The 21,410-nt window shown below is 53.2% G+C and carries 18 protein-coding genes; 9 read left to right on the forward strand and 9 right to left on the reverse strand.

The window, feature by feature from the left end; all coding sequences use genetic code 11:
* Nucleotides 1-167: 167 nt before the first annotated feature.
* Together E3E32_RS08665 and E3E32_RS08670 are read left to right on the forward strand one after the other, a co-directional pair.
* Nucleotides 168-1,274 (forward strand): M20 family metallopeptidase, encoded by a 1,107-nt coding sequence (locus E3E32_RS08665; protein WP_167731614.1) that lies wholly within the window; start codon nucleotides 168-170, stop codon nucleotides 1,272-1,274.
* 90 nt (nucleotides 1,275-1,364) lie between these two features.
* Nucleotides 1,365-2,642, forward strand: coding sequence for a phosphoadenosine phosphosulfate reductase family protein (locus E3E32_RS08670; RefSeq protein WP_167731378.1), 1,278 nt, complete (start codon nucleotides 1,365-1,367; stop codon nucleotides 2,640-2,642).
* Here the strand turns inward: E3E32_RS08670 and E3E32_RS08675 are convergent.
* A complete protein-coding gene (locus tag E3E32_RS08675; RefSeq protein ID WP_167731615.1) occupies nucleotides 2,637-4,553 on the reverse strand; it encodes a S16 family serine protease in 1,917 nt (638 codons plus the stop codon). The genes E3E32_RS08670 and E3E32_RS08675 overlap by 6 nt on opposite strands.
* A gap of 117 nt (nucleotides 4,554-4,670) precedes the next feature.
* Here E3E32_RS08675 and E3E32_RS08680 point away from each other — a divergent pair, with 117 nt between their 5' ends.
* From E3E32_RS08680 to E3E32_RS08690, 3 genes are read left to right on the forward strand one after another with little or no spacing between them, the layout of a single operon-like run.
* Entirely contained in the window at nucleotides 4,671-5,216 is a 546-nt protein-coding gene (locus tag E3E32_RS08680) for a universal stress protein (RefSeq protein ID WP_012572421.1), read from the forward strand.
* 9 nt (nucleotides 5,217-5,225) lie between these two features.
* Nucleotides 5,226-6,503, forward strand: a complete 1,278-nt coding sequence (locus E3E32_RS08685; protein WP_167731616.1) for an SLC13 family permease — start codon at nucleotides 5,226-5,228, stop codon at nucleotides 6,501-6,503.
* A 3-nt stretch (nucleotides 6,504-6,506) separates the two neighbouring features.
* On the forward strand, nucleotides 6,507-6,956 hold the full coding sequence (locus E3E32_RS08690; protein WP_167731379.1) for a universal stress protein: 450 nt from the start codon (nucleotides 6,507-6,509) through the stop codon (nucleotides 6,954-6,956).
* On the opposite strand, the gene E3E32_RS08695 is transcribed toward E3E32_RS08690, so the two are convergent.
* Nucleotides 6,953-7,207: a hypothetical protein gene (locus E3E32_RS08695; protein ID WP_012572418.1), complete on the reverse strand. Its 255-nt coding sequence runs from the start codon at nucleotides 7,205-7,207 to the stop codon at nucleotides 6,953-6,955. The genes E3E32_RS08690 and E3E32_RS08695 overlap by 4 nt on opposite strands.
* The gene (locus E3E32_RS08700) at nucleotides 7,204-7,713 is read right to left on the reverse strand and encodes a metalloregulator ArsR/SmtB family transcription factor (protein WP_012572417.1); all 510 of its coding nucleotides are present in this window, start codon (nucleotides 7,711-7,713) and stop codon (nucleotides 7,204-7,206) included. The genes E3E32_RS08695 and E3E32_RS08700 overlap by 4 nt, the downstream gene beginning before the upstream one ends.
* Nucleotides 7,714-7,795: 82 nt before the next feature.
* Here E3E32_RS08700 and E3E32_RS08705 point away from each other — a divergent pair, with 82 nt between their 5' ends.
* The 4 genes from E3E32_RS08705 (at nucleotide 7,796) to E3E32_RS08720 (ending at nucleotide 13,373) form a co-directional block, all read left to right on the forward strand.
* On the forward strand, nucleotides 7,796-9,157 hold the full coding sequence (locus tag E3E32_RS08705; protein WP_167731380.1) for a TldD/PmbA family protein: 1,362 nt from the start codon (nucleotides 7,796-7,798) through the stop codon (nucleotides 9,155-9,157).
* A complete protein-coding gene (locus E3E32_RS08710) occupies nucleotides 9,154-10,449 on the forward strand; it encodes a TldD/PmbA family protein (RefSeq protein WP_167731381.1) in 1,296 nt (431 codons plus the stop codon). The genes E3E32_RS08705 and E3E32_RS08710 overlap by 4 nt, the downstream gene beginning before the upstream one ends.
* 64 nt (nucleotides 10,450-10,513) lie before the next feature.
* Complete coding sequence (locus E3E32_RS08715) at nucleotides 10,514-11,176, forward strand: DUF257 family protein (protein WP_167731617.1); 663 nt, start codon at nucleotides 10,514-10,516, stop codon at nucleotides 11,174-11,176.
* Nucleotides 11,177-11,216: 40 nt separating this feature from the next.
* Nucleotides 11,217-13,373 (forward strand): alpha-amylase family glycosyl hydrolase, encoded by a 2,157-nt coding sequence (locus E3E32_RS08720; protein WP_167731382.1) that lies wholly within the window; start codon nucleotides 11,217-11,219, stop codon nucleotides 13,371-13,373.
* Nucleotides 13,374-13,412: 39 nt separating this feature from the next.
* Here E3E32_RS08720 and E3E32_RS08725 read toward each other — a convergent pair whose 3' ends face one another.
* From E3E32_RS08725 to E3E32_RS08750, 6 genes are read right to left on the reverse strand one after another with little or no spacing between them, the layout of a single operon-like run.
* Entirely contained in the window at nucleotides 13,413-13,988 is a 576-nt protein-coding gene (locus E3E32_RS08725; protein ID WP_167731383.1) for a PH domain-containing protein, read from the reverse strand.
* 38 nt (nucleotides 13,989-14,026) lie between these two features.
* Nucleotides 14,027-14,875: a hypothetical protein gene (locus E3E32_RS08730; protein WP_167731384.1), complete on the reverse strand. Its 849-nt coding sequence runs from the start codon at nucleotides 14,873-14,875 to the stop codon at nucleotides 14,027-14,029.
* Complete coding sequence (locus tag E3E32_RS08735) at nucleotides 14,872-16,125, reverse strand: DUF58 domain-containing protein (protein ID WP_167731385.1); 1,254 nt, start codon at nucleotides 16,123-16,125, stop codon at nucleotides 14,872-14,874. Before E3E32_RS08735 ends, E3E32_RS08730 begins: the two co-directional genes overlap by 4 nt.
* 1 nt (nucleotide 16,126) lies before the next feature.
* Entirely contained in the window at nucleotides 16,127-17,098 is a 972-nt protein-coding gene (locus tag E3E32_RS08740) for an AAA family ATPase (RefSeq protein ID WP_370456376.1), read from the reverse strand.
* A 7-nt stretch (nucleotides 17,099-17,105) separates the two neighbouring features.
* Nucleotides 17,106-18,101 (reverse strand): hypothetical protein, encoded by a 996-nt coding sequence (locus E3E32_RS08745; RefSeq protein WP_370456370.1) that lies wholly within the window; start codon nucleotides 18,099-18,101, stop codon nucleotides 17,106-17,108.
* Complete coding sequence (locus tag E3E32_RS08750) at nucleotides 18,085-21,303, reverse strand: transglutaminase domain-containing protein (protein ID WP_167731388.1); 3,219 nt, start codon at nucleotides 21,301-21,303, stop codon at nucleotides 18,085-18,087. The genes E3E32_RS08745 and E3E32_RS08750 overlap by 17 nt, the downstream gene beginning before the upstream one ends.
* Nucleotides 21,304-21,410: the final 107 nt, after the last annotated feature.

The following is a 21,410-nucleotide window of genomic DNA, read 5'->3' on the forward strand; positions in this document are numbered from 1 at the left end:
TCACTTTAAATTGGCAAGCTTAAAAAAGATGCAAACTCATTTCCTGCCCGTTTAGTGAGAAGTTTATCCTTTGATCAAACTTTGTCCCACAAAGTTTGCCTGCACAAGCAAAAGTGTTTGAGAAAGGGCTTTAAGATGCTTGCCATTTTTAGTCTTTGGTGACCATCATGGAGTTCGAACTCCTCAAGAAGCTCGTCTCCATTCGCTCTCCCTTTGGCGAAGAAGGAGAAATCTCCCGTTTTATTGCCTCGTTTCTTGAAGAGCACGGCTTTAGGGTGGAGCTCCTCCCGGTTGAAGGCTTTGGCGACGACGTGATTGTCTATCTCCCTGGTAAGGGCCACACCGTTGTTCTGAACGGCCACATGGACACCGTGAATCTCTCGAAGGGCTGGACAAGGAATCCCTGGGGCGAGCTCGATGGCGATAGATTTTACGGCCTCGGCAGTGCGGACATGAAAGCAGGTCTTGCCGCTATCATGGCTGCCTTCATTGAGATAGCTGAGCTTCCGAGAAGAGAGCGGCCAAACATCATATTCACCGCCGTCTCCGACGAGGAGGGCTATTCCCGGGGAACCTGGAGGCTCATAGAGAGTGGAAAACTTAGTGATGCTGACATCGTGCTCGTTGCCGAGCCCACTAACGAGAAGCTGATGCTCGGCGCGAGGGGACGGTTCGTGATCCAAGTCGAGGCCTTTGGAAGAAAGGCCCACGCAGCCCGGCCGGAGTTTGGAATCAATGCCGTTGAGGAGCTTGGGAAACTCGTTGGAAACCTCTCAAGGATACGTTTCAAGAGGCACAGGAAGCTCGGCACGGGCTCATACTGCACGCTCCACATCGAAGGAACCGCCGACGGTCTGAGCGTTCCCGACTATGCGAAGGCGATAATAGACAGGCACGTTGTCGTTGGTGAGGACTGGGAAAAAGTCAGGGGCGAGCTCCTAAAACTTGCTGAGAGGCTCGATCTAAAGGTCGAACTCAAAATAGAGAGGTTCCCGAGGCCAACGCCCGAGATGCTGCCCTACACTGTAAGGGAAAACGACCGCTTTGTGAACCTTTTCAAAAAGGTCCACGGCTCGCTCTTCGGAAGGGAGCCGGAGATAACTTACGGCAGAAGCGTCGGGGACTTCAACTACTTCGGAACATATCTGGGCAAGCCAACAATCGTTTACGGGCCCATCGGAGGGAACTGGCACTCCGCCGATGAGTGGGTGAGTGTAGAGTCACTGAGGAGGGTTAAGAAGGTCTACGTGGAGTACCTGAAAGCTCTGGCATAGCCTCAGGAAACCGGTCTTCATCACGGCTCAGTCCAGGGAGTTCTCGTCATCGGCGGCAAAGGTTTTAAGCTTCTCCTAAAATCTTTTTCTATGTTCCATGTGATGGCCAGGGCAAGGAAAGACGCCAAAGCCCTTCAGTATATAAACGAGCGCAACTACGGGGGTTTTCTAAAGGTTTCGGGCCTCGGCGGCGGAAGGACTCTTGGGGAGGTTGAGAATGCCCTCAAAGAACTCCTGAGGGACCCCTACATTCCTATTCTGCTCTTCGGCGAGAAGGAGAAGGATTTGATGGAAGATGTTTTGCCGGTCCTTCGCGAGACTGGAAAGCCCTTCTACGTTCGGCTCTTGAGAACCAAGCGCGTCAGAAACATGCGCGTCGATGAGCTCTACGGCCACCTGGAGGAGATAAAGGCCAGATTCAGACTTGGAATCGAGTGGAGTGGCGCTTACAGGCTCAATCCGGATAATCCCTTCGGCATCGAGATAAACCCCGACTATGACATCTACCTGGCTCTCGGCGAGGACTTCAGAAAGGCGATGAAAGGCATTCTCGACGTTGAGCTGGGAGAAAACTCCCTCGTTCTTAGAAAACTAATGAACCAGGAGGTCTACTTCTCCGGTCCGAACAAAGTTGCCGAGGTCAGCAAAAAGCTCGGCGTTCCGACTGAGGTTCTTTGGAGGTGCCCATGTCCGGAGGACGTTTCCCTTGAGAGTCTGATAGAGCTCAACCAAGATTACATCGATACCTTTGCAGAGGCGAGCAAGGCCTTCCTGCGGCAGTTTGAGGATTATGACCTCATCGTCCCATGGAGCGGTGGGAAAGACTCGACTGCCACACTGATACTGGCCAGTGAGGTCTTCAGGGACGTCACGGCTATCTACGTCAGAATGGAATACGAGATGCCGCTCACGGATGAATACGTTGAGAAGCTCGCCAGAAAACTTAAAATCAACTTAGTCCGCGTGGATGTCCCGATGCCGCTCGATGAGTTCGGCATGCCGATCCACAGGAACCGCTGGTGCACGAGGCAGAAGGTGGAGGCGCTCTACAAAGCGGCGGGTGAGTTTGAGAGGCCGCTTTTAGTGGTCGGCGACCGCGATGGGGAGAGTGCAAGGAGGAGGCTTAAACCTCCAGTCATCGAGAGGAAGAACGATATCCTCGGAAAGTTCCTTGAAGTCATGCCCATCAAGTTTTGGAGTGGAATGATGGTTCAGCTCTTCATTATCATGCGCGGTTTCGAACTGCACCCACTGTATTACGAAGGCTTCTACCGTCTGGGCTGCACAGTCTGTCCGAGCCTTGCAGAATGGGAGGTCAAACTGTTAAAGAAGAGGGGAGTGAAGGTTCTCCCCTCGGGTTATTCATAGCTTTTTACCAACGGCCGCTCCGACGATGAACGATCCAACGAGGAGCGCTATTATCAGTCCGTCGCTTAGAGCCTTTGATGTTGACGTTGCTGAGTTCGTTGCAGTTTTGGAGTCCGTTGAGGTTGGAATCACTATCTGGGGAATGCCCGTGGTGTTGTCCTGCAGAACGTTCACTGGTGTCGGTAGTGTGCTGAGGAAGAGTCCAGCGGTTTCCTTTGCGTACATGTAGAATATCATAGCCGTTTGAATGTCCTCGGGGCTTCCATTCTCCTCGTAACTCTCGGCGAACTCGTAGTAGGCTATCGCCAGCACGGGCGTTATGCCCTGGCTCTGGGCAAGGGCTATGGCAACTTTGGCGTCCTCCTTCATGCGCTTGAGCTTGTCTAGGAGGACGGTCTGGTTGTCTATTCCGAGGGTGTCGAGGAATACCTGTGCCTGTACGCGGGCTTCCATTGCCGTAAACAGTGCCGCAGAGTACTTGCCGTCCTCGTAGTACTGCTCCGCCTGTACTATGCTCTGACTCAGGTCTCCTCCGACTGTCCCGTACATTGACTCTATGTATGTGACTATAAGGTTGGACTCATCGATGTAGTCCCTCGCAACGGCTTTGACGACTTCCCTGCTTATAACATCGCCCCCGGCGAATCTTTCGCCGAGCCGGGCCCAGAATACGGCCGTCTTTGCCCTCTCATACGCAAAGGCGGCATCCCCAACGGCGTTCCAGTAGTCATTGCTGTAGTAGTACTTCCAGGCCTCGTCGAGTATGCTCTTTGCCTGCTCAACCCTCTCCTCGGCGGCGGCCACTGCCTGGAGCATCGTTGTGCCCCTTATCGTGACGTTGGAGACTATCCTCTCGGAGGCGTTTATCTGAGACTCCACGGTTTTCAGAATCTTCTGGACGTCCTCGGGACCCTCAACACCCAGGTACCAGTCCACGTGGCGGATTATTATCCTCGCCTGGAAGTCCTTGCTGAGGGTGGTGTAGTACCTTCCGTCGTCAAGAGCGCTTTTTGACTGGTTCAGTATTCCATCGGCCTCGTTGAGGGCCTCCCTAAGGGTCGTGTACGTCGCGTAGTTCACGTCGCTCTTCTTCAGTTTCTCGAGGGTCTCCCGGTAGTAGGCCGTTGTGTTATCGTAGTCCTTCAGTGCATCTTCCTTAAGGAAGGAGGTGTCTATTTTGACGTAGGCCGGAGCCTCTGGCCTTGGAATTCTGTGGCCAGTGAAGTAGTAAACGGCATCGTAGATGTCTTTAATCTCGATTACCTGAAGACCCCAGCGCTCCTTGGCGTACTCGACGACGTCGACCTTCTTGGTCTGGGTGTTTATCTCAACTATTCCCCCGATTTCTCTCTTCTGGGTCTCTTCAACGTACTGAATCCTCTGGCCCTGGGGAATGAGAAATACCTCCGCACCTACATCATGGGCTGCGGCGGCCTTTTCAAGTATCCCTCCAACGGGTCCTATGGTTCCGTCGGGGTTTATCATGCCCGTCATCATGACCTTCGGGTTGACCTGCCAGCCCTCAAGGGCCGCGATTATTCCAACGGTCATAGTTCCTCCAGCTGAGGGACCACCTATGATTGGAGAATCCGCCTTTATCTGGATGAAAACGTCGTACTTGCTCATGTCGACGCCGAGAACCTTTCCGGCTATCTGCGCCGCAAGTCTCGCGCTCGCCTGCATGTCCACCTCCGCCAACGGCCACGTCTCGACGTAGACGTGTCCGCTTCCCGGGGCGACTGTTATGACGAAGTCCGTGGCAACGCCAACGAGCTCTCCTTCGGCAGTCCTTGAAACGGCTGGAGCTTTGAGAATCACCGTGTGTCCTTCACTGGGACATTGAGCTGCTGTGAAGGACGCGAACGGCAGCAGAAGCATGAGTATCAGCAGCGAGACTACTGCCTTTTTCATTTTTCTCACCCGGATTTTAGCTCGTTAAGGCATAATAAAGCGTTTGTGGTTCAACCCTCTAAAATGGGCGGCAAAAAGCTTAAATCACCTCTTTATCCTCCCAGGTTGGGGGTAGCTATGGACATCTTCAGCAAACTCATCGCGAAGAAGTTCAAGAACATCGCGGGCGATAGGTACGAAGAGATAACGAAGCGCTATCGGGAGTTCCTTCTCCTTCCTGAGGAGTTCGTTCTTCCGGAGATAAACTCGATTCTGATTCCCATTGACCGCTTTGCCCATGGGATTCCATCCGAGCTCTACGAAACGCTTGAGGCCTACGCCGGGGCGTCAGTTACACTTGTTTACGTCTCCGAGAGCATGGCATTCAGAATGATTGAGCAGACCCTCGGAAAGCTTGAGGCCGAAAAACTGAAGATCGCTGAAAGGGCGTTGGGGGAGAAGATGCTCACGGAAATAGCGTCTAGCCTGAATGATATCGGTCTGAGGGTAAGCAAGAGGCACATATTCGGGAGCAAGAGTGACGTCGTTATCAAACTCGCCGAAGAGTTTGACCTCCTCGTGATCTCACGGGGCTACGGCTCGGAGATAACCAAGATGTCCCCGCTCAGCCCGGTCGTCCTCAAGATAGTCCAGCACGTGGTTAAGCCAACGATAATTTATTAGGTGATGCCGATGGAGCAGGTGATCATAGCGGTTGCAGTGTTCCTCTTTACATACGCGCTCATAATCAGCGAGAGAGTTCACAGAACTGTAGCGGCTCTCTTTGGGGCATCGATAGTCCTTTTTCTGGGCATTGTCCCATGGGAGAGGCTCCCGGAGTACCTTGACCTTGGAACGCTTCTCCTCCTCATAGGTATGATGATAATCGTCAACACTGCCAAGGCGAGCGGTCTCTTCGAGTTCATAGCGATAAAAACTGCCAAGTTTGCAAAAGGAAGCCCGATGAAAGTCCTGATCCTGTTTTCATTTGTCACAGCTCTTGTAAGCTCTGTCCTCGATAACGTCACGACGGTTTTGCTGCTCACCCCGATGCTCCTCTACATAACACGCCTCATGGACGTTAACCCAATCCCGTTCCTCCTGGCGGAGATATTCGCCTCCAACATAGGCGGAACGGCGACTCTCATCGGAGACCCCCCGAACATAATGATAGGCTCCGCGGCAGGGCTGAGTTTTACCGAGTTCCTCCTGAACATGGGGCCAATAGCTGCCATCGATCTGGCCATCGCACTTGGAATAATCTACCTCGCCTACAGGAATGAGATGAAGACCAGCAAGGCGAAGAGGGAGAGGATTCTTTCCACCATTGAGAGGCTGAGGGAGGACGAGGCCATAAGGGACTACACCCTTTTCAAAAAGTCTGTAACCGTGATAATCGGCGTCGTCCTGCTCTTTTTCGTCCACGACAGGCTGGAGATACCGCCGGCCGTCGTCGCCCTTACTGGAGCCTCGGTTCTGCTCATGTGGAGCAGGATGGAGCCCACGGAGATACTCGAAAAAATCGAGTGGACGGCGATATTCTTCTTCATGGGGCTGTTCATAATAGTCGGCTCCCTCGTGGAAACCGGCGTTATCGATGATGTCGCCCAGTGGCTTTTAGGCTACGTTCACACAACCGGCCAGGCGCTCGTGATGGTGACCTGGTTCTCGGCGATAGCGTCGGCCATAGTGGACAACATTCCGCTAACGGCCGCCATGATACCGCTCATAAAGTCGATGGGAACCTCAATGGACGTGTATCCCCTTTGGTGGGCTTTAAGCTTGGGTGCGTGTCTCGGAGGCAACGGCACGGCCATAGGTGCCTCCGCCAACATAGTTGTCCTTGGTATAGCCTCCCGCGAGGGAGTGAAAATCACCTTCATGGACTTCCTGAAGATAGGCCTGGTCATAATGTTCACAACGGTTGCTGCTGGCATGGGCCTGCTCTGGATTAGGTACATAGGGGTGTGAACGATGAGGATACTCGTGCTCGTTGATGGCTCAAAGTGGAGTCAGAAGGCGGCGCTTCATGCTATCTCGATGGCCAAGAAAAAGAAGGGTAAGGTCACCCTCTTCTCGGTTCTCGACAGAAGGGAGGCGAAGGCCCTTGCTTTCAATATGGGCATGCTGAGCCAGGATTTGAAAAACGTCCAGAAGTTCGAGGAGGAGATCTGGAGGGAAATGAAGAAGAGCATAAGGGACATAATGACGAACCTCCTTGAGCTCTGTCACCAGGAAGAGGTAAATTGCTCATTCAGGATAGTGGAGGGGAACGCGAAGGAGAAAATCCTTGAGGAGGCGAACTCTGGGAAGTATGGCCTTGTTGTCATGGGGGCCTACGGAAGGAGCGGAAAGACGAGAATAGGAAGCCTGCTTGAGGAGATCGTGGGCTCCATAGAGCCGCCCGTCATGATCGTCCGCTAACGCTTCCATAGTGCCAGGACGAAGAGGAGCAGGACGATTACCTCCAGTCCGCCCACGGCTATGCTTATGTCTCTCTCTATCCACGCGGCCAAGTGAAGTGCCTCCAGTATTTTCTTTATCGCCATCAGGAGGAAGGCGATTATAAGGTAGAGCGCCGCGCGGAGGTGGCTCTTTCTGTAGGCTATGAGCGACACTCCGGCTAAAGCCAGGGCAAGGATTATTGCTACAATTGCTAGGACAGTCTCAATCATTCCTCATCACCCACGCTTGTGAGCAAGTCTATCAGGCTGTCGGCAAGCTTCTCCCAGAGGCTCGGGCGGTAGTCCCTTATTACGCGTGCTATTATCGCAGGGTCGTAGGTGAGAGTGTATATCACGTTCTTTCCCTCTCGTCTTGCCTCAACTATTCCAAGCTTCACCAGCTCTCCCATGTGGTAGCTCACCGTCGGCTGGCTGAGATTCAGGCGCTTTGCTATCTCGCTTTGTCCCATGGGTCCCTCCATGAGGAGGAGCAGGATTTTCCTTCTCGTTTCCGTTGATATCGCTATGACAAGCTTCTGGTACTCCTTCTCGAAGCCCCTGGGGAAGATGTAGCGCCTCTTGCCGAGCTTTTTTGAAAAAATCCTGCCTTCCTTCTCCAGCCTGTAGAGGTGGTATTGCAGGTCGCCTATGCCTACTCCCAGCTCTCTTGCCAGCTCTCTGAAGGTTATCCCGGGTTTGCTTTGGATGCGGTGGAGGATTTCATTACGCCTCTCCATGTCCAACACTTAAACTCTTGTGGTTCACCCCTCTATAGGAACGAATATAAATGCTCTCCCTTTTATGTCCTCTGGTGAGAGTATGGAGAGATTGATGAGGAAAGCTGAGGAGCTGGCGAGACGTTACGGTATATTATATTATGAAATACGGATAACCAAGGTCACCGCTTCACACCTCACCATGCAGAACTCTCAGCTTGAGGAGCTTGCTCTTAACACCGAAATCGGTATAGGCGTAAGGGCCTTCAATGGGGCCTGGGGCTTCTCAAGCGCCAATGACATGAGCAGGGTGGAGAGGGCGATAGAAACGGCCATGAAGATAGCGAAGCTCTCGAAGGGTGACTCGAGGATATACCTTGGCGATCCCGTGAATGACAGGGCGGAGATAAAGGTCAAGCAATCTTTTTTGGACGTTGACATCGAGGACAAGCTTTCTCTTGTCAAGGAGGTTGATTCACTCCTTAAAGGAGATTCCATTTCAAACAGGAGCGTTTCCTATGGGGACGGTCTAAAGGAACAGCTCTACTTCAACTCCCTCGGGAGCGAGATAGAGACGGTAGTTCCGAGGATAAGGCTGAGCTTTTCGGTCACGGCCAAAGGCAACGGTGAGATGCAGCAGTACTGGAAGAGCTTCGGGGGAGCAGCCGGCTGGGAGTTGGTTGAAGGGGTTGATCTGACTCACTGGACGGCCTTTGTGAGGGAGAAGGCCATCTCCCTGCTCAGCGCGAAGTCCCCTCCCTCCGGGGAGTTTGACGTGATAATGGATCCTGAGCTTACAGGCGTCTTCATCCACGAGGCTCTGGGTCATGCGGCCGAGGCAGATGCTATAAAGACGGGCGAGAGCATCCTGACGGGGAGGCTCGGTGAGAGAATAGCCGTGGAGGAGCTCACCGTCGTTGACGACCCAACTCTGCCCGGCAAGTTCGGCTCCTATATCTACGACGACGAAGGGATCAGGGCGAAGCGTGTAGAGATAATCAAGAACGGCGTTCTCCTTAACTACCTCAACGACAGAGAGACAGCGGCGGTTCTGAGTTTGGAGCCCAACGGTCACGGCAGGGCTCAGGGCTACAGCTACCAGCCCCTCGCGAGGATGTCCAACACCTACGTTGAACCCCGGGATTGGAGCTTTGAGGAGATGCTGAGCGAGGTTAAGCGTGGCCTCTACATGATAGGCGACAAGGGTGGTGAGGTTGATACCGCCAACGGAACGTTCACCTTTGGAGCTAAAGAGGGCTACATAATCGAGAATGGCGAGATAAAGGAGCAGGTTCGTGACGTCGCTCTATCCGGCAAGATACTTGACGTCCTAAAGAATATACGTGCCATAGGGAGCGACCTGATCGTTGAGTTCCCCGGCTACTGCGGCAAGGGCCAGTGGGTTCCGGTTGACGATGGCGGGCCGCACGTTCTAACGAGGGCTGTTGTGGGGGGATTAAGATGATCGAGAGACTCATCAGAATCATGGAGCGGGAAAACGTTGAGTGGGAGATTTACTGGGAGAGAGGTCGTGGCGGTTCCTTTAAGATAGAGAACGAGAAGCTCGAGCGCTCCCAGAGGAAGTTCCACTCAGGAATAGGTCTCAGGGTCGGTTATAAAGGCAGGCTTGGGTTTTCCTATATAACAGGCATCGGCCATGATATAGAGACCCTTGAGAACTTTGTGAAGAGAACGATAAAGCTCGCCAGGGTCAGTGAGGTTCCCTTCAGGGGCTTCCCGTCCGAGAAAAAGCCTGCCAAGATTAGGGGTCTATATGATAAGCGTATAGACGAGATACCTTTTGAGGACGCCCATGCCATGGCGCAAAACTTCGCCGAAAGGATGATCGAGCTGAAGGCGGGGAGGGAGGAGTACACTCTCTCCGGCTCCTTGGCATTTGGAGTGAACTTCTATGGCATAGCGAACTCCAACGGAATTTTCCTGGAGGATAAAAGCACCGGAATGAGCGTGAGCACATACGCGGTTAAGAAGGGAACCAGAACCGGGAGCGGCTCATACTACCAGTCCTACCGCTCGCTCCAGTCGTTTGAAGAGCTGGAAAGGGCAATAAAACTGGCGATTGAGGATGCGGATATGAGCTGGGATGCGGAAAGGTTTCGGCCGTATGAAGGCGAGCTTCTTCTCGAGCCCCCGGCTTTCAGGGCCATAATGGGTATCTTTCTAGAGAACCTCTTTGGAGACAATGTCCACTACGGCCGCTCGCGCTTTGTCGAGCTTGGGAAGAGAGTTGCCAGCGAGAAGCTGACGATAACTGACGATGCCACAATTGATAACGGGATCGGGAGCTACCCCTTTGATGGCGAGGGTAATCCGGGAAGGAAAACGGTGCTTGTTGAGGAAGGTTTCTTGAGGGGATTTCTCCTTGACGAAACCTATGGATGGCTTTTGGGCATGGAAAGCACCGGTAATGCAGTGAGGGACTTTAGAACCGTCCCCCACATAGGGACGAGCAACGTGGTGGTTGAGCCGGGAAAGGAAAGCCTGGAGGACTTTGAGGGAATTGTAATCAAGAAGGTCTTCGGCGAGCACACTGCAAACCCGATAAGCGGCGACTTTTCCCTGACGGTTGAGCTTGGATATGTAGTCAGAGGTGGTAAAGTTGAGCCCTTCAAAGACAACATGCTCGTCGGCAACGTCTTTGAGTTACTGGACTCAATAAGAGCCGTTGGAAAAGAGCTCATCAGAAGAGGCTCCTTTTACTCGCCCAGGGTTCTAGCAATTGGCAAAATCATATGAAATCTTTATCCCCTCGGTAAGCTTTTATACTTCGGTAGTCAAAAATATGCTGGGTGGTACAAGCATGGTCGGTCATGGAATTGACTCGATACTCTTTAAACTCAGGCCAGGAGAGACCGTGCTGGTTGAATACAGTTCAGTGTCCTCACCCGAGCTTCTTCTGTATCTTATGTGCCGCAGGTGCATGGAAAGAGGTTCTCCTATTTTAATCGACGACATCTCTGACACCTTCGCCGAATACGTTGTTAGACTTTATCTTATGGGTCTGAACACTGACGATCTTATGGGGGCTCCCGTAATAAAAATTGGCGGAAACCGCGAAGTGGGAAACGTTATTGGAAGGGTTGAGGTTGATAAGTACTCCCTGGACTTCAAGTATTATGAAAAAATTTACGAGAAAGTCCTACCAAAAGATGTCATTTGCAATCCCGTCTTAGGCATTTACAAGCTTTTCGTGGCCCTTGAAAGGCAGGAAGTTATAAGGCTCGTCCGTAATATCTCGATGTTTGTTGGGAAGAAGAGCCGCTTCGCGCTCTACTTCATAAACAGGGATGTCATGGAGAAGAAAGTACCGGAGCTTCTAGACCTCCTCGAGGAGACTGCCAGCACTGTGCTCCAATGGAACGCCGACAAGGGCAAGTACAGACTCAGGGTTCTCAAGGCGGCGAACGATGGGATACTGGGTTCCAACATCTCCCTGCGCTTCAGAGACATAGCCGGAATGTGAACTTTTTTAAGCCCTTTTCCTTATCACTTCTGGTGATATAATGAAGCGAGCACTCGTGCTGGTTTTCATACTCCTTCTCATCCTACCCTCAGTGGAAGCGTACAGCGTCCCCGAGCGTGGGGTCATCTATCAGGTCATGGTAGACAGGTTCTACGACGGCAACCAGAGCAACAACGAACCCTTCTACGATCCAATGCACACCAACTACCGCCTCTACTGGGGCGGCGATCTGGAGGGCCTTATAGAGAAGCTCGACTACATCCAGAGCCTCGGTGTCTCGATGATCTGGCTCTCGCCCCTGAACGACAACATCAACAGGATGGCCGGTAGAAGCGCTCCTTACCATGGCTACTGGACGCACGACTATAAGCGCATAGAGGAGCACTTCGGTGACTGGGAAACCTTCAAGAGGCTCGTTGAAGAGGCGGAAAAGAGGGGAATCTGCATCATCGTTGACTACGTCCCCAATCACTCGAACCCTGCGACGGATGGTGAACTCGGCTCGCTCTACGACAACGGAACGCTCGTGACGAACTACTATTACGACGCCAAAAATGCAACGGTGAACCCCTACACCGGCAGTAAGGAGTTAATATATCATCACAACGGGGACATAGGCGACTGGTTTGGCTTTCAGCTCAAATACGCTAACCTCTTTGGCTTAGCCGACTTCAATCAGCTCAACCCCTGGGTGGATTCATACCTGAAGGAAGGTGCGAGGCTCTTCGTCGAGGCCGGCGCCTGCGGCTTCAGGATCGACGCAGTAAAGCATATGGATCTGGGATGGCTGGAGAGCTTCTACCTGGGCCTCTACTCGAGCTCTGAAAGGCCGCTCTTCATCTACGGTGAGTACTACTCCCTCAGCCCCCAGAAAACCGACGATATGTACTACTTCTACCTCTACTCGAACGTCTCTCCCTTGCTCGGTATACCGATAAGGAACGACATCGTGAGAACCTTCGCCTATGGGGGAAGCGTGAAGGATCTCGCGAGGGAGCTCGAGGATTATTATTCACTCTTTGTTTATCCCAACAAACAGGTCAACTTCCTCGACAGCCACGACCTCGTTCGCTTCCTCAACGAGAACCATCGTCTGGACCGCTACCACATGGCGCTAGCACTGACAATGACTCTTCCTGGCATTCCGGTTATCTACTACGGCGACGAGAGCTATCTGGTTAGCAAGGACGGAAAGGGCGACCCCTACAACAGGCCCATGATGGTCTTCAACAACACAACGGAGGCGGCGCGGATAATCAGAACCCTTGCGGAGCTGAGGAAGACCAACGACGCTTTAGCCTTCGGCGACTTCAGAACCCTCTACGCTGACTACAACGTCTGGGCATTTGAGAGAGCCTTCGGGGCCCATAGACTCCTTGTGGTCATGAACAAGGGTCCGGACAAAAACCTCACGCTTTCGCTCGACTGGAGCGATGGGAGATACGTCGATGCCCTCCATGGGGCCGAAATGGTGGTTGAAAATGGTAGAGCAAGCGTGACACTCCCGCGCAATTCCATCTACATCTTCCACGTGGAGGGGGAGCAGAAAGAACCTCTCATAGGCTCGCTCACGCCTTACACAGCTCAGCCGGGCCAGAGGATTCTCATAGCCGGAGTGGGCTTTGGAAACGATGGAGAGGTATTCATCGGCGGCGAGAAGGCGAAGGTGCTCTCGTGGGAGGACGACCAGATACTTGTTGAGGTCCCTGAGGTGGAAACTGAGGACTCGTGGATTTCCGTCTACGTTGAGACGAGTTACGGAAAGAGCAACACCGTAAAGCTGCGCTACTATTCCAGTGAGGACGTTCCCTCGCTGATAGTCGTCAATGGCAGCAACCTGACGGGCTTCCTCTGGATCAAGGGAAGCCTCCCGGAGTTGGCCGAGCCGAGGCCGCTGATAAAGTCGAGTACGGGCTACTACTTTACAGTCGTGCCGCTCCCCAACGGGACGGTCTTTTCGGTCGAGCTCTACAGGGGTCTGCCATGGGGCGAGCTTGAGCCGCTTAACATCACCCTTTACGGAAGGACAAATTCAGTGGTTCTTCTTACCACGGAGCCCATAGAAGTCCCGACGGAAAAACCGACTACAACGTCTCCAGAAATGCCGGGCGAATCCTTGGACTGGATTTCTTATGCAGGCCTTGTGATACTCGGAGCACTCCTGCTCCTGCTGGCCTTTAGAAAGGGCAGGCTTTGATTTTTCTCCCTTTATGAAGAGGATTAAGGAGCGGAAAAACTAAATCTGCTCCAGCAGCTTCTTTCTCTTTTCCTCGTACTCCTCCTGAGTAATAATGCCCATATCGTAGAGCTCCTTGAGCTTCTTGAGCTTTTCGAGCGGATCCTCTTCTTTTTTGGCAGGCGGATGCTGGACAATGGCTTCCGCAGGCACGGTTCTCGTTATGAACTCCTTAGGCTTCTTTAACGTCCACGTCTCGCTAGTCAGGCCCTTCTTCACGTCGATGGAAACCGGTTCGACGGCTATAGCGTTGAGGGCGTCCTTTATAGCGTTTATGGCCTTTCTCGCCTCTTCCTTGTTCATCCAGCCGAGTCTGAGGGTAATGTTCTCTTCTCCCTGGATTATGAACTCCGAGGACATTACTCCAAGCTTCACCGTTATCTGCTCCAGCTTCTGGTAAGGGATAGCTTTCATCTCGTATCTTCCGAGGATCTTCTCGTCGAGGTATATTATCCTCCTATCAGTCACGAGAAGCCACTTGGGTTTTTCCAGGCTGATCTTCTTCCTTATTGAAAAGAGCACCTCCTCACCGGGCTCAAGGTGCCTGAGTACGGCCTTGGGTAGTTCCTTCTCCACGTTAACTCACCGTCAGTTCTTGTGGTGTTCGTGTTATATTAACTTTCCTCGCGATACAAGAGAAAGAGCGTCTCCCTATCAACACTCTCTATAAGGGGTTTGAGGGGCTTTCTCTTCTCTCCCATCTTCAGAAAGACTTCCTTAGGCCTCTCTTTCAGCTCTGCTTCTATCCTGATGACATCCCACTCGAAAGCTACGGATGGTAGTATCGGGAAGCTTTTTTCTCCCTCCGATGTCTGGACTATCACCTCTCCACCTCCGTGGGAGGAACTAATCTCTACGGCGAGCACAACTTTCCTGTATTTCCCGCCCTCTACGGAACCGTAGGCTATAGCTAACCCGATGGCAAGAAGGATAACTGGCAGGAGGATTGCGCTCATCTTGATACCCGAAACCTCCCCGAGATTCAAAAGGCCAAGCGAAAGTGCCAACGCGCCGAGGACTATCGGAACACTGTAGGTCATGGTCTGAATTCCCATTCCTCTCCTCCCGAGCTTTTCAAGCACTTCCTCCCATTCCTCCGCAGTCTCGATGTAGTCTGCCAGCAGACTCAGGCCGATTAGGAGGAATATGGCTTGGAGATTGGGGAGGTATTGGCTGGCAAAGATGGTCTCGCTCAGTTCTCTGTATGCCTTTGGAAACGCTATTGGGAGGAACTGTGAAGCCCAGATGGTGTATGGGACGGTGTAGAGGATCGCCGAGAGAGAAACCACCCTACCTGCGGAGCCGCTCGACAGGAAAAGACCGAGGAGTATGGCGGCTATCGAGGCCATTATGAGGTACCTGTTCTCCGCTGGGAATAGGCTCGAGTAGGCAAGTGCCGTTAGGGCTATGGCAGGGCCTACAACCGCGAGCTTCAGGAGGGTGAGGAGGGTTTTTGAGCTCATCCTATCTCACCCAGGAGTTTGCTCAGTATCTCACCAATGTCCTCTTCTCCGGGCAGCCACCTGACGATGTAGGCCCCGACTCCCTCGAGCTCCCTTACAACTGCCCTCTTTTCCATCTCGATGAGCGTTCCCGTCTCAGGATCGAGCGCCGGATAAACAGAGATGTCGACTATTACCGGCTTTGTCTTCCCCCTATGGATGTTCATGATTGTGAGCGCTCCCCGTTTGGCCTCCTTCTTGTTGCTCTCCAGCAGGTTGGAGACGTAGATGACGAGGGGGGTGTACTGAAGGAGTATCCTCTTGAGCCTCTCCACGGCGTCGCCGAAGCCCTCCTCCTCAACGTGAACCCTCTCAAAGTCCATCATGGTTTTCACCATTTTGTGGAGCTGTTTCGGCCCAGTTGCAGGTGGAAGGAACTTCCTTGCCCCGGTCAGGTAGAGACCGACGTGGTAGTCCTTTCTGAGGAAGCGGTACGCCATCGAAGCCACGAGGTTCATGGCGTGCTCGTAGGGACTCTCGCTTTCCGTTCCGACCTTCATTGAGTCGCTGGCATCGACGATGAAAAGCACCGTTTTCTTGCCCTCCCTCTCGAACTCGTTAACGAGAACCTGCCCCGTTCTGGCAGTTGCCTTCCAGTTGATGAGCTTTACTGGATCGCCGGTCTGATAGCGCCTTATCTCCTTGAAGTCCGTTGAGATAGGTCCCCTTATGGAGAAGCTGGTCTCGGGAATGCTTATCCTTGCCTTCCTCCTCGTTTCGGCAATGGGCACGCTCCGGAGAACCCTTGGAACCGCCCTAAGCTTGAGCTCCTCCCCGTAAACCCCCCAGAGGTAGCGCGTCCCGAGGGGGTTTCTGGTGGTCACTTCACTCTTTGGCAGGGTGTAGAAGCCCCTCATAATGGGCCGTATCCTGTAGGAGTAGCTAGCCTTCAGCGGACCAAGCCCTTTGAAGAAAACCCCCGTGTTGCTTCCCTCCGTTAGCGCGACGTTCTTCGGGAGTGGGTCCTTGACCACGACGATTCCAATTCCACGCTCGACGCGGATCTCAACACGCACCTCGATTTCGTCACCGAGCCTTATCTCACGCTTTGAAATTTTTCTCCTGACGGTAACACCGCTCGGCGGATCTATGAGGGTCGCCAGTGCGAGAACAGTCAGCGGAATAACAGCTAAGCTTATCATCCCGGGAGCCAGGAAGAGCGTTCCCAGGAGGAGTGCCCAGAGCATGTAACCTACGAGGTTCCTCCGCATATCAGCCACTCCTGCCCTCTTTGGGCACGGGCGTCTTTTCGAGAGCCTCTCTGACTATCTCCTCTCCACTGATTCCCTCGAAGGCGTATTCGGGCTTGATCATAATCCTGTGGGCGAGGGCATCAACCGCGAAGACCTTGATGTCATCTGGAAGCACGTAGTCCCTATTGTTTAGGAGTGCGTTAGCTTTTGCCACCTTCATGAGGGCTATTCCACCCCTTGGGCTTGGCCCGGCTTCAACTCTCTCGTCGGAGCGGACGTTTCTTACCAGCTCTGCTATGTACCTCAGCAAGTCCCTGCTGATGAAAATCCCTTTCTCAACGGTTTCCTGCATCCCCACAAAGGTCTCCCTGTCTACCAGAGGCTCCATGTCTCCTGTCGGGTCGTCTTTGCCCCAGCTCAGACGCGCTTCGAGAATGGCTATCTCATCCTCGAGGCTCTTGGGATAGCCAACGCGGAGCCTCAGCAGAAACCTGTCGAGCTGAGCCTCCGGCAGCGGATAAGTCCCCTCAAACTCAATGGGGTTCTGGGTTGCAATCACGAAGAACGGCCTCTCTAGAGGGAAGGTTTCGCCTTCAATTGTCACCTGCTTCTCTTCCATAGCCTCGAGGAGAGCCGACTGGGTCTTCGGCGGCGCCCTGTTTATCTCGTCCGCCAAAAGAACGTGCGTGAAGATCGGACCCTTTATCAGCTCGAAGGTTCCCTTGTTCTGACGCCACACCTTCGTTCCCAGGATGTCTGCTGGAAGGAGGTCCGGTGTGAACTGGACACGTGTGTACTTCAGGCCGAGAACTTTTCCGAATGCCTTTGCCAGAAGCGTTTTTCCGAGCCCGGGATAATCCTCGAAGAGGATGTTGCCGTTCACGAGGGCGGCTGCCAAAGTCTTCCTGATGACCACCTCGTTGCCGAGGTAAACCCGTCCAATCCTATCGATTATCCCCTGTGAGATTTCAAAGGCCTCTTTAACATCCATCATACTATCACCCCATCATCGTCCTGAGTTCGTCAAAAACCTCCTTGACGATTTTCATCCTTCTCTCAAGCTCCCTCCTTTCGTAGGCGTGCTTTATCCAGATTGGCGTGAGAATCGACGTTTTTCTGCTCTCATAGTCCGCTATCCTTGAGATGAGACTTTCAAAACGCGTTCTGTCGTCGAAGAGCCTTGCTCCATAGTAGGCAATGAAGGTTATAAGCGGGCCCTTCTTTCCCCTGACGACAAAATCTTCCACCGCCTCTCTGGCCTTAGCGAGCTCAGGTCCGAGCTTTTCTATCGTCTCCGACTCATGGCGCCTCCACTGGGAGAGCAGGTACTTCTCTGGGTCCCTTTCCCCCACATAGGAGTGGACCATCGAGCCGGCGACGATGACGCCGAGGACGAGTACGAGCCACTCTCCGTAGAAAACCAGGCCGGGATAGTTCTCACTTAGCCCTCCTCTAACGCTGGAGTACAGACCAAGAATTCCGCCGAGGATGCCGATTCCAACGAGGTTGCGCTCTATGACATCTGCCCATGAACGTCCCCTCTGACCCAGCTCTGCTATCGTATAGCCTATGAACAGAGCCATTCCTGCGTAGAGGAAGGTGTTGCCGACTGTCTGCAGGACGTTCACCTGCGATAGGCCGTAGAAGAGGAGGAGAAGTCCAGTCCCTCTGATTACTCTCTGGTTCTTCTCGAGGTGGGGAGCTAGTAGCACTGTCCCAACTCCCAGGATTATCAGTGCGGCGGGGGTTCTCCATTCGAAGGGAGGAAGGAATGCCAGCGTAGCCGCACTTCCAGCAACGCGGATCATGAGTGACTCGACTTTCTTTCCCGAGGATTCCAGGATGTCCGCGGCCAGCATGAAAACCGCCAAGACAATGGAAGGGACAACCAGCGCCCCCATCCACTTGATCTGGGAGGAGAGGGCGTAGATCAGCGCGACGGCTCCAATGTACAGCGTCAGCCTTCCCCAGTTTGGCCTAAACAACGCAACCACCTCCAACAAGGGTGAGGAGGGCCCTGTAGAAGCGTATGAACTCCTCCCTTGACACCTCACGGTGGCTGTACTTGGCCCTCTCGAATATCTCCGTAAGGAGGTCGAGCGGCTCCCAGGGATACATCATATCCGTCAGCATTGTGGATATCTCCCTCGGGGTCATCTCGTCGACGTCCAGCCCGAGCTCTTTGGCCCAAGGCAGGAAGCATTTTTCGTAATAGCCAACCACGGCTTCGTTGTAGCTTTTTACTATCCTCGCAGTTGCTTTTTCGACGAGCTCACCGCAGCGAACCTCGAGGATGTGCTTACCGAGCGGGAGCTCGAGTCTGAATTCCCTGCCCTTTCCAACGAGCTCGCCGTCAACGTAGAGCTCAGGTTCGTCCTCGCATTCAATGCTTATCTCCATAGTCTCGCCCTCCCTGAAGAGGGGTATCCCGTTGTTGAAGATTATCTTCAGGATTTTCTCACGCTTGGCCTCTGGAGGCTTTTTTCTCACAAGCCTGTACCTGATGATGACTGCACCTATGAGAAGCGCGATTCCGATGTAGAGCCAGGGAATCTTCCTCTTCCTTGCTATAACGACGTGGAAGGTCTTTTGGGTTGGAAGGTAGTATGTCGAGCCCTCGAAGAGGACCTTAACGGTTGCGTTCACCTCGTCCTCAGGCACGGGAACCTCAACCGTTGCCACTCCAGACGAGTTCGTCATCACGCGCTTCACGAGGCCGTCTATCACGACATCTAGAAACACACCCTTAATTGGCTCGTTCGTTGAGTCCACAACTTGGAACCGTATCTGAGCCTCTTCCTTGCCTTCAGCCCTTGACGTCAGCAGCTTTATCTCGACTGGAGAAACCACCACCACGGTGCTTCTGCCCAGGGTGTAGGCTCCGTGGCGGAACTCTATCGATCTATCTCCAACTGTCGGGAAGGGCTCCAGAGTTAGGGTAAAGCTTCCGTTGACCACCTGGATGGTGTAGGTCTTTCCTGGATAGACGTAGGCCTCTAGCGTGGCGTTCTGAACCCCCACGAGCCTTCCGCTTATCTTGACAGGCCTGCCCAGCTCTGCCTCTGTGGTTTCTGGAATTTTTAGCTCGACGGCGGCTACATCTACCTCCGCGGTGGCGGGGGAGTAGTCAGAACTCCCAGGGTATCTCAGGGTGAGGGTATGGCTCTCTACCGAGGGAACTGGAAGAATTATTGAGAACTCGCCCCTCTCGGAGGAGTTGACGGTTCCGATGAGATTCCCATCGAGATAGTACTCTATGCTTGCGTTGGCTATTGGCCTTTTGTCCCCTCCAATCAGGGTTCCTGCAATGGTGATGTTTCCGGGCCTCGCCAGAACCAGCTCGGGCACCGAGAACTTCGCGAGTCCCCTGACGGTCACAAATGTTGCAGTCATCGAGGGGAGATAGGGATGTCCAATGGGTGGGATGTAGTAGATCGATATCTCCTTTGTTCCGGGGGATATGTACTCCGGTATCTTGGCTCGGAGCGTGAAGATTTCCCGGGAGATGTTGGTGTAGCCGATTAAAATTTCCCTCTGGCCGTCGCTTAGGAACGCATATATGATGCCCCACTCTGGAAATTCTCCCGTGATGGTTCCGCTCACAGCCCCTCCGATCTTGAAGGAATCGCCGGCCGTAACGGTATTTGGAGCTATCACGCGTATATCGGTTCTCTCTATCACAAAGATGGGGAGGTAAACTGGGAAGCGGTACCCTTTGTCTACGACGACAATTTTCTCAACGTGCCACCCCAATCGAGAATCGTGGGGAGCCTGCAGGCCTATGGAGACTCCCGCTTTGCCCCAGACCGTAGTCCAGGAGTAAACGAGCTCCGAGCTTGTTATCACCTTTGGGTTCTCGGCATCGCCGGTTATGTCGAGATCCAGCCACCAAATATCTCCCTTGGCGAGAGACGCAGCGGGCACCTCGGGAACTACCGTAAAGTTCCCTGGGACTATCACTGGGATGAAGCGCACTATTGACTGCGGAACTCCGGCGTTCGTTGAGGCGTTTACCATGATTGGATAATATCCGGGCTCCTCAAAGGGCCCCACTCTCATGTTGTATATCCCCGGCTTCTCGAAGGTTGCTATCGTTTTTCCCGTGGGATCCATTACGGTTACCGTCGCGTTCGTCCCGCTCGCAACGCGCATGAACTTCGCCGTTATTTCGCCGTATCCTCCTGGGGAGAGGGTCATATTTGTGGGCGAGACCTCGAGCTCGAAGGGGATGAAGGGATTTGGATCTGGGTGGAATGGATCAAAGATAAGCCAGCCAGCTTTTTCAAAGTAAATCTCTGCCCAGAAGTGCAGGTTTTTTTCGGTCACTACCTGCGTCTCTGGAACTGCATCGATGTAAACGCCCTCCACGAGTCTTGCTGGAAGGCCGTTGAGCCTTGCGAGGATGACTAAAGCTGATGAGAAGTCGTAGGAATTACCTGCCTTTGACTCGAAGAGGAACCATTTCAGCCTGTCCGTATCATTCGGGGGTGAGGGGTTTTCAACGTACTGGTAGTTGTTTGCCAGGTATCTCACTATCTTCAGTGCCTTCAAGTAGTCCAAGCTCTCTCCGGCGGTTATACTCAGCGCAAAGTTCTTTAGTTCAATATCCTCGGGTGCGCTTAGATAGAGAGTCTGGTTTTCAGCAGTGAGGTTTAGGAGATATGGCCAGTCGAATGTATAGGAGACGGCCGAGAAGGAGTACGTGCTGATGTTCAGGCTCGCTCTGAATAGGTTGTATTCCGGAACGGCCTCGATACCGGGTGCGTTCACCCTCGTGGTGTAGAGTGAGGTGTAAAGGTTGTCGTGGAGCGGGAAGAACGAAATGACCGTAATTTCGTCCCTCTCTGCGTGGTGGGGAACATTTATCTCCGGTGGTGCGATGACATTGCCCGGAACGGCTGTGACGTTTCTCGTAACCCACCTTCCGTCCACGTAGTCCGTGTAGACGTTGAGCCTGAGGTAGTGGGTGTGGGCGGCCCCGGTAACGAGCAGCATGAACTGAGTTGGCCCGGGAACCTTTATCGGAGGACCGGTCTCGTTGGTATAGTTTCCCGGTTCCTCCCGGGGAAGAAGAAACCGTTCCAGGCTTTTCGTCTGAGGTGGGGCCCTTATCAGAGCTGGGCCTAGTACGGATGAGGCTAATAGGATGGAAAGCAGGATGAGGGTGAAAAACGCGACGTATTTTCGCTTCACCATGATATTCTTATTTCCTCTTTAGTTTATATAAAGTTTTTCCATAGTGTAAAAGTTTTAGCGTTGATGGATTTTTGAGCTGAGTAATGGGCATCAATTTCCACTCGGGC

This window comes from Thermococcus sp. GR6 (assembly GCF_012027415.1).
Lineage (GTDB): Archaea > Methanobacteriota_B > Thermococci > Thermococcales > Thermococcaceae > Thermococcus > Thermococcus onnurineus.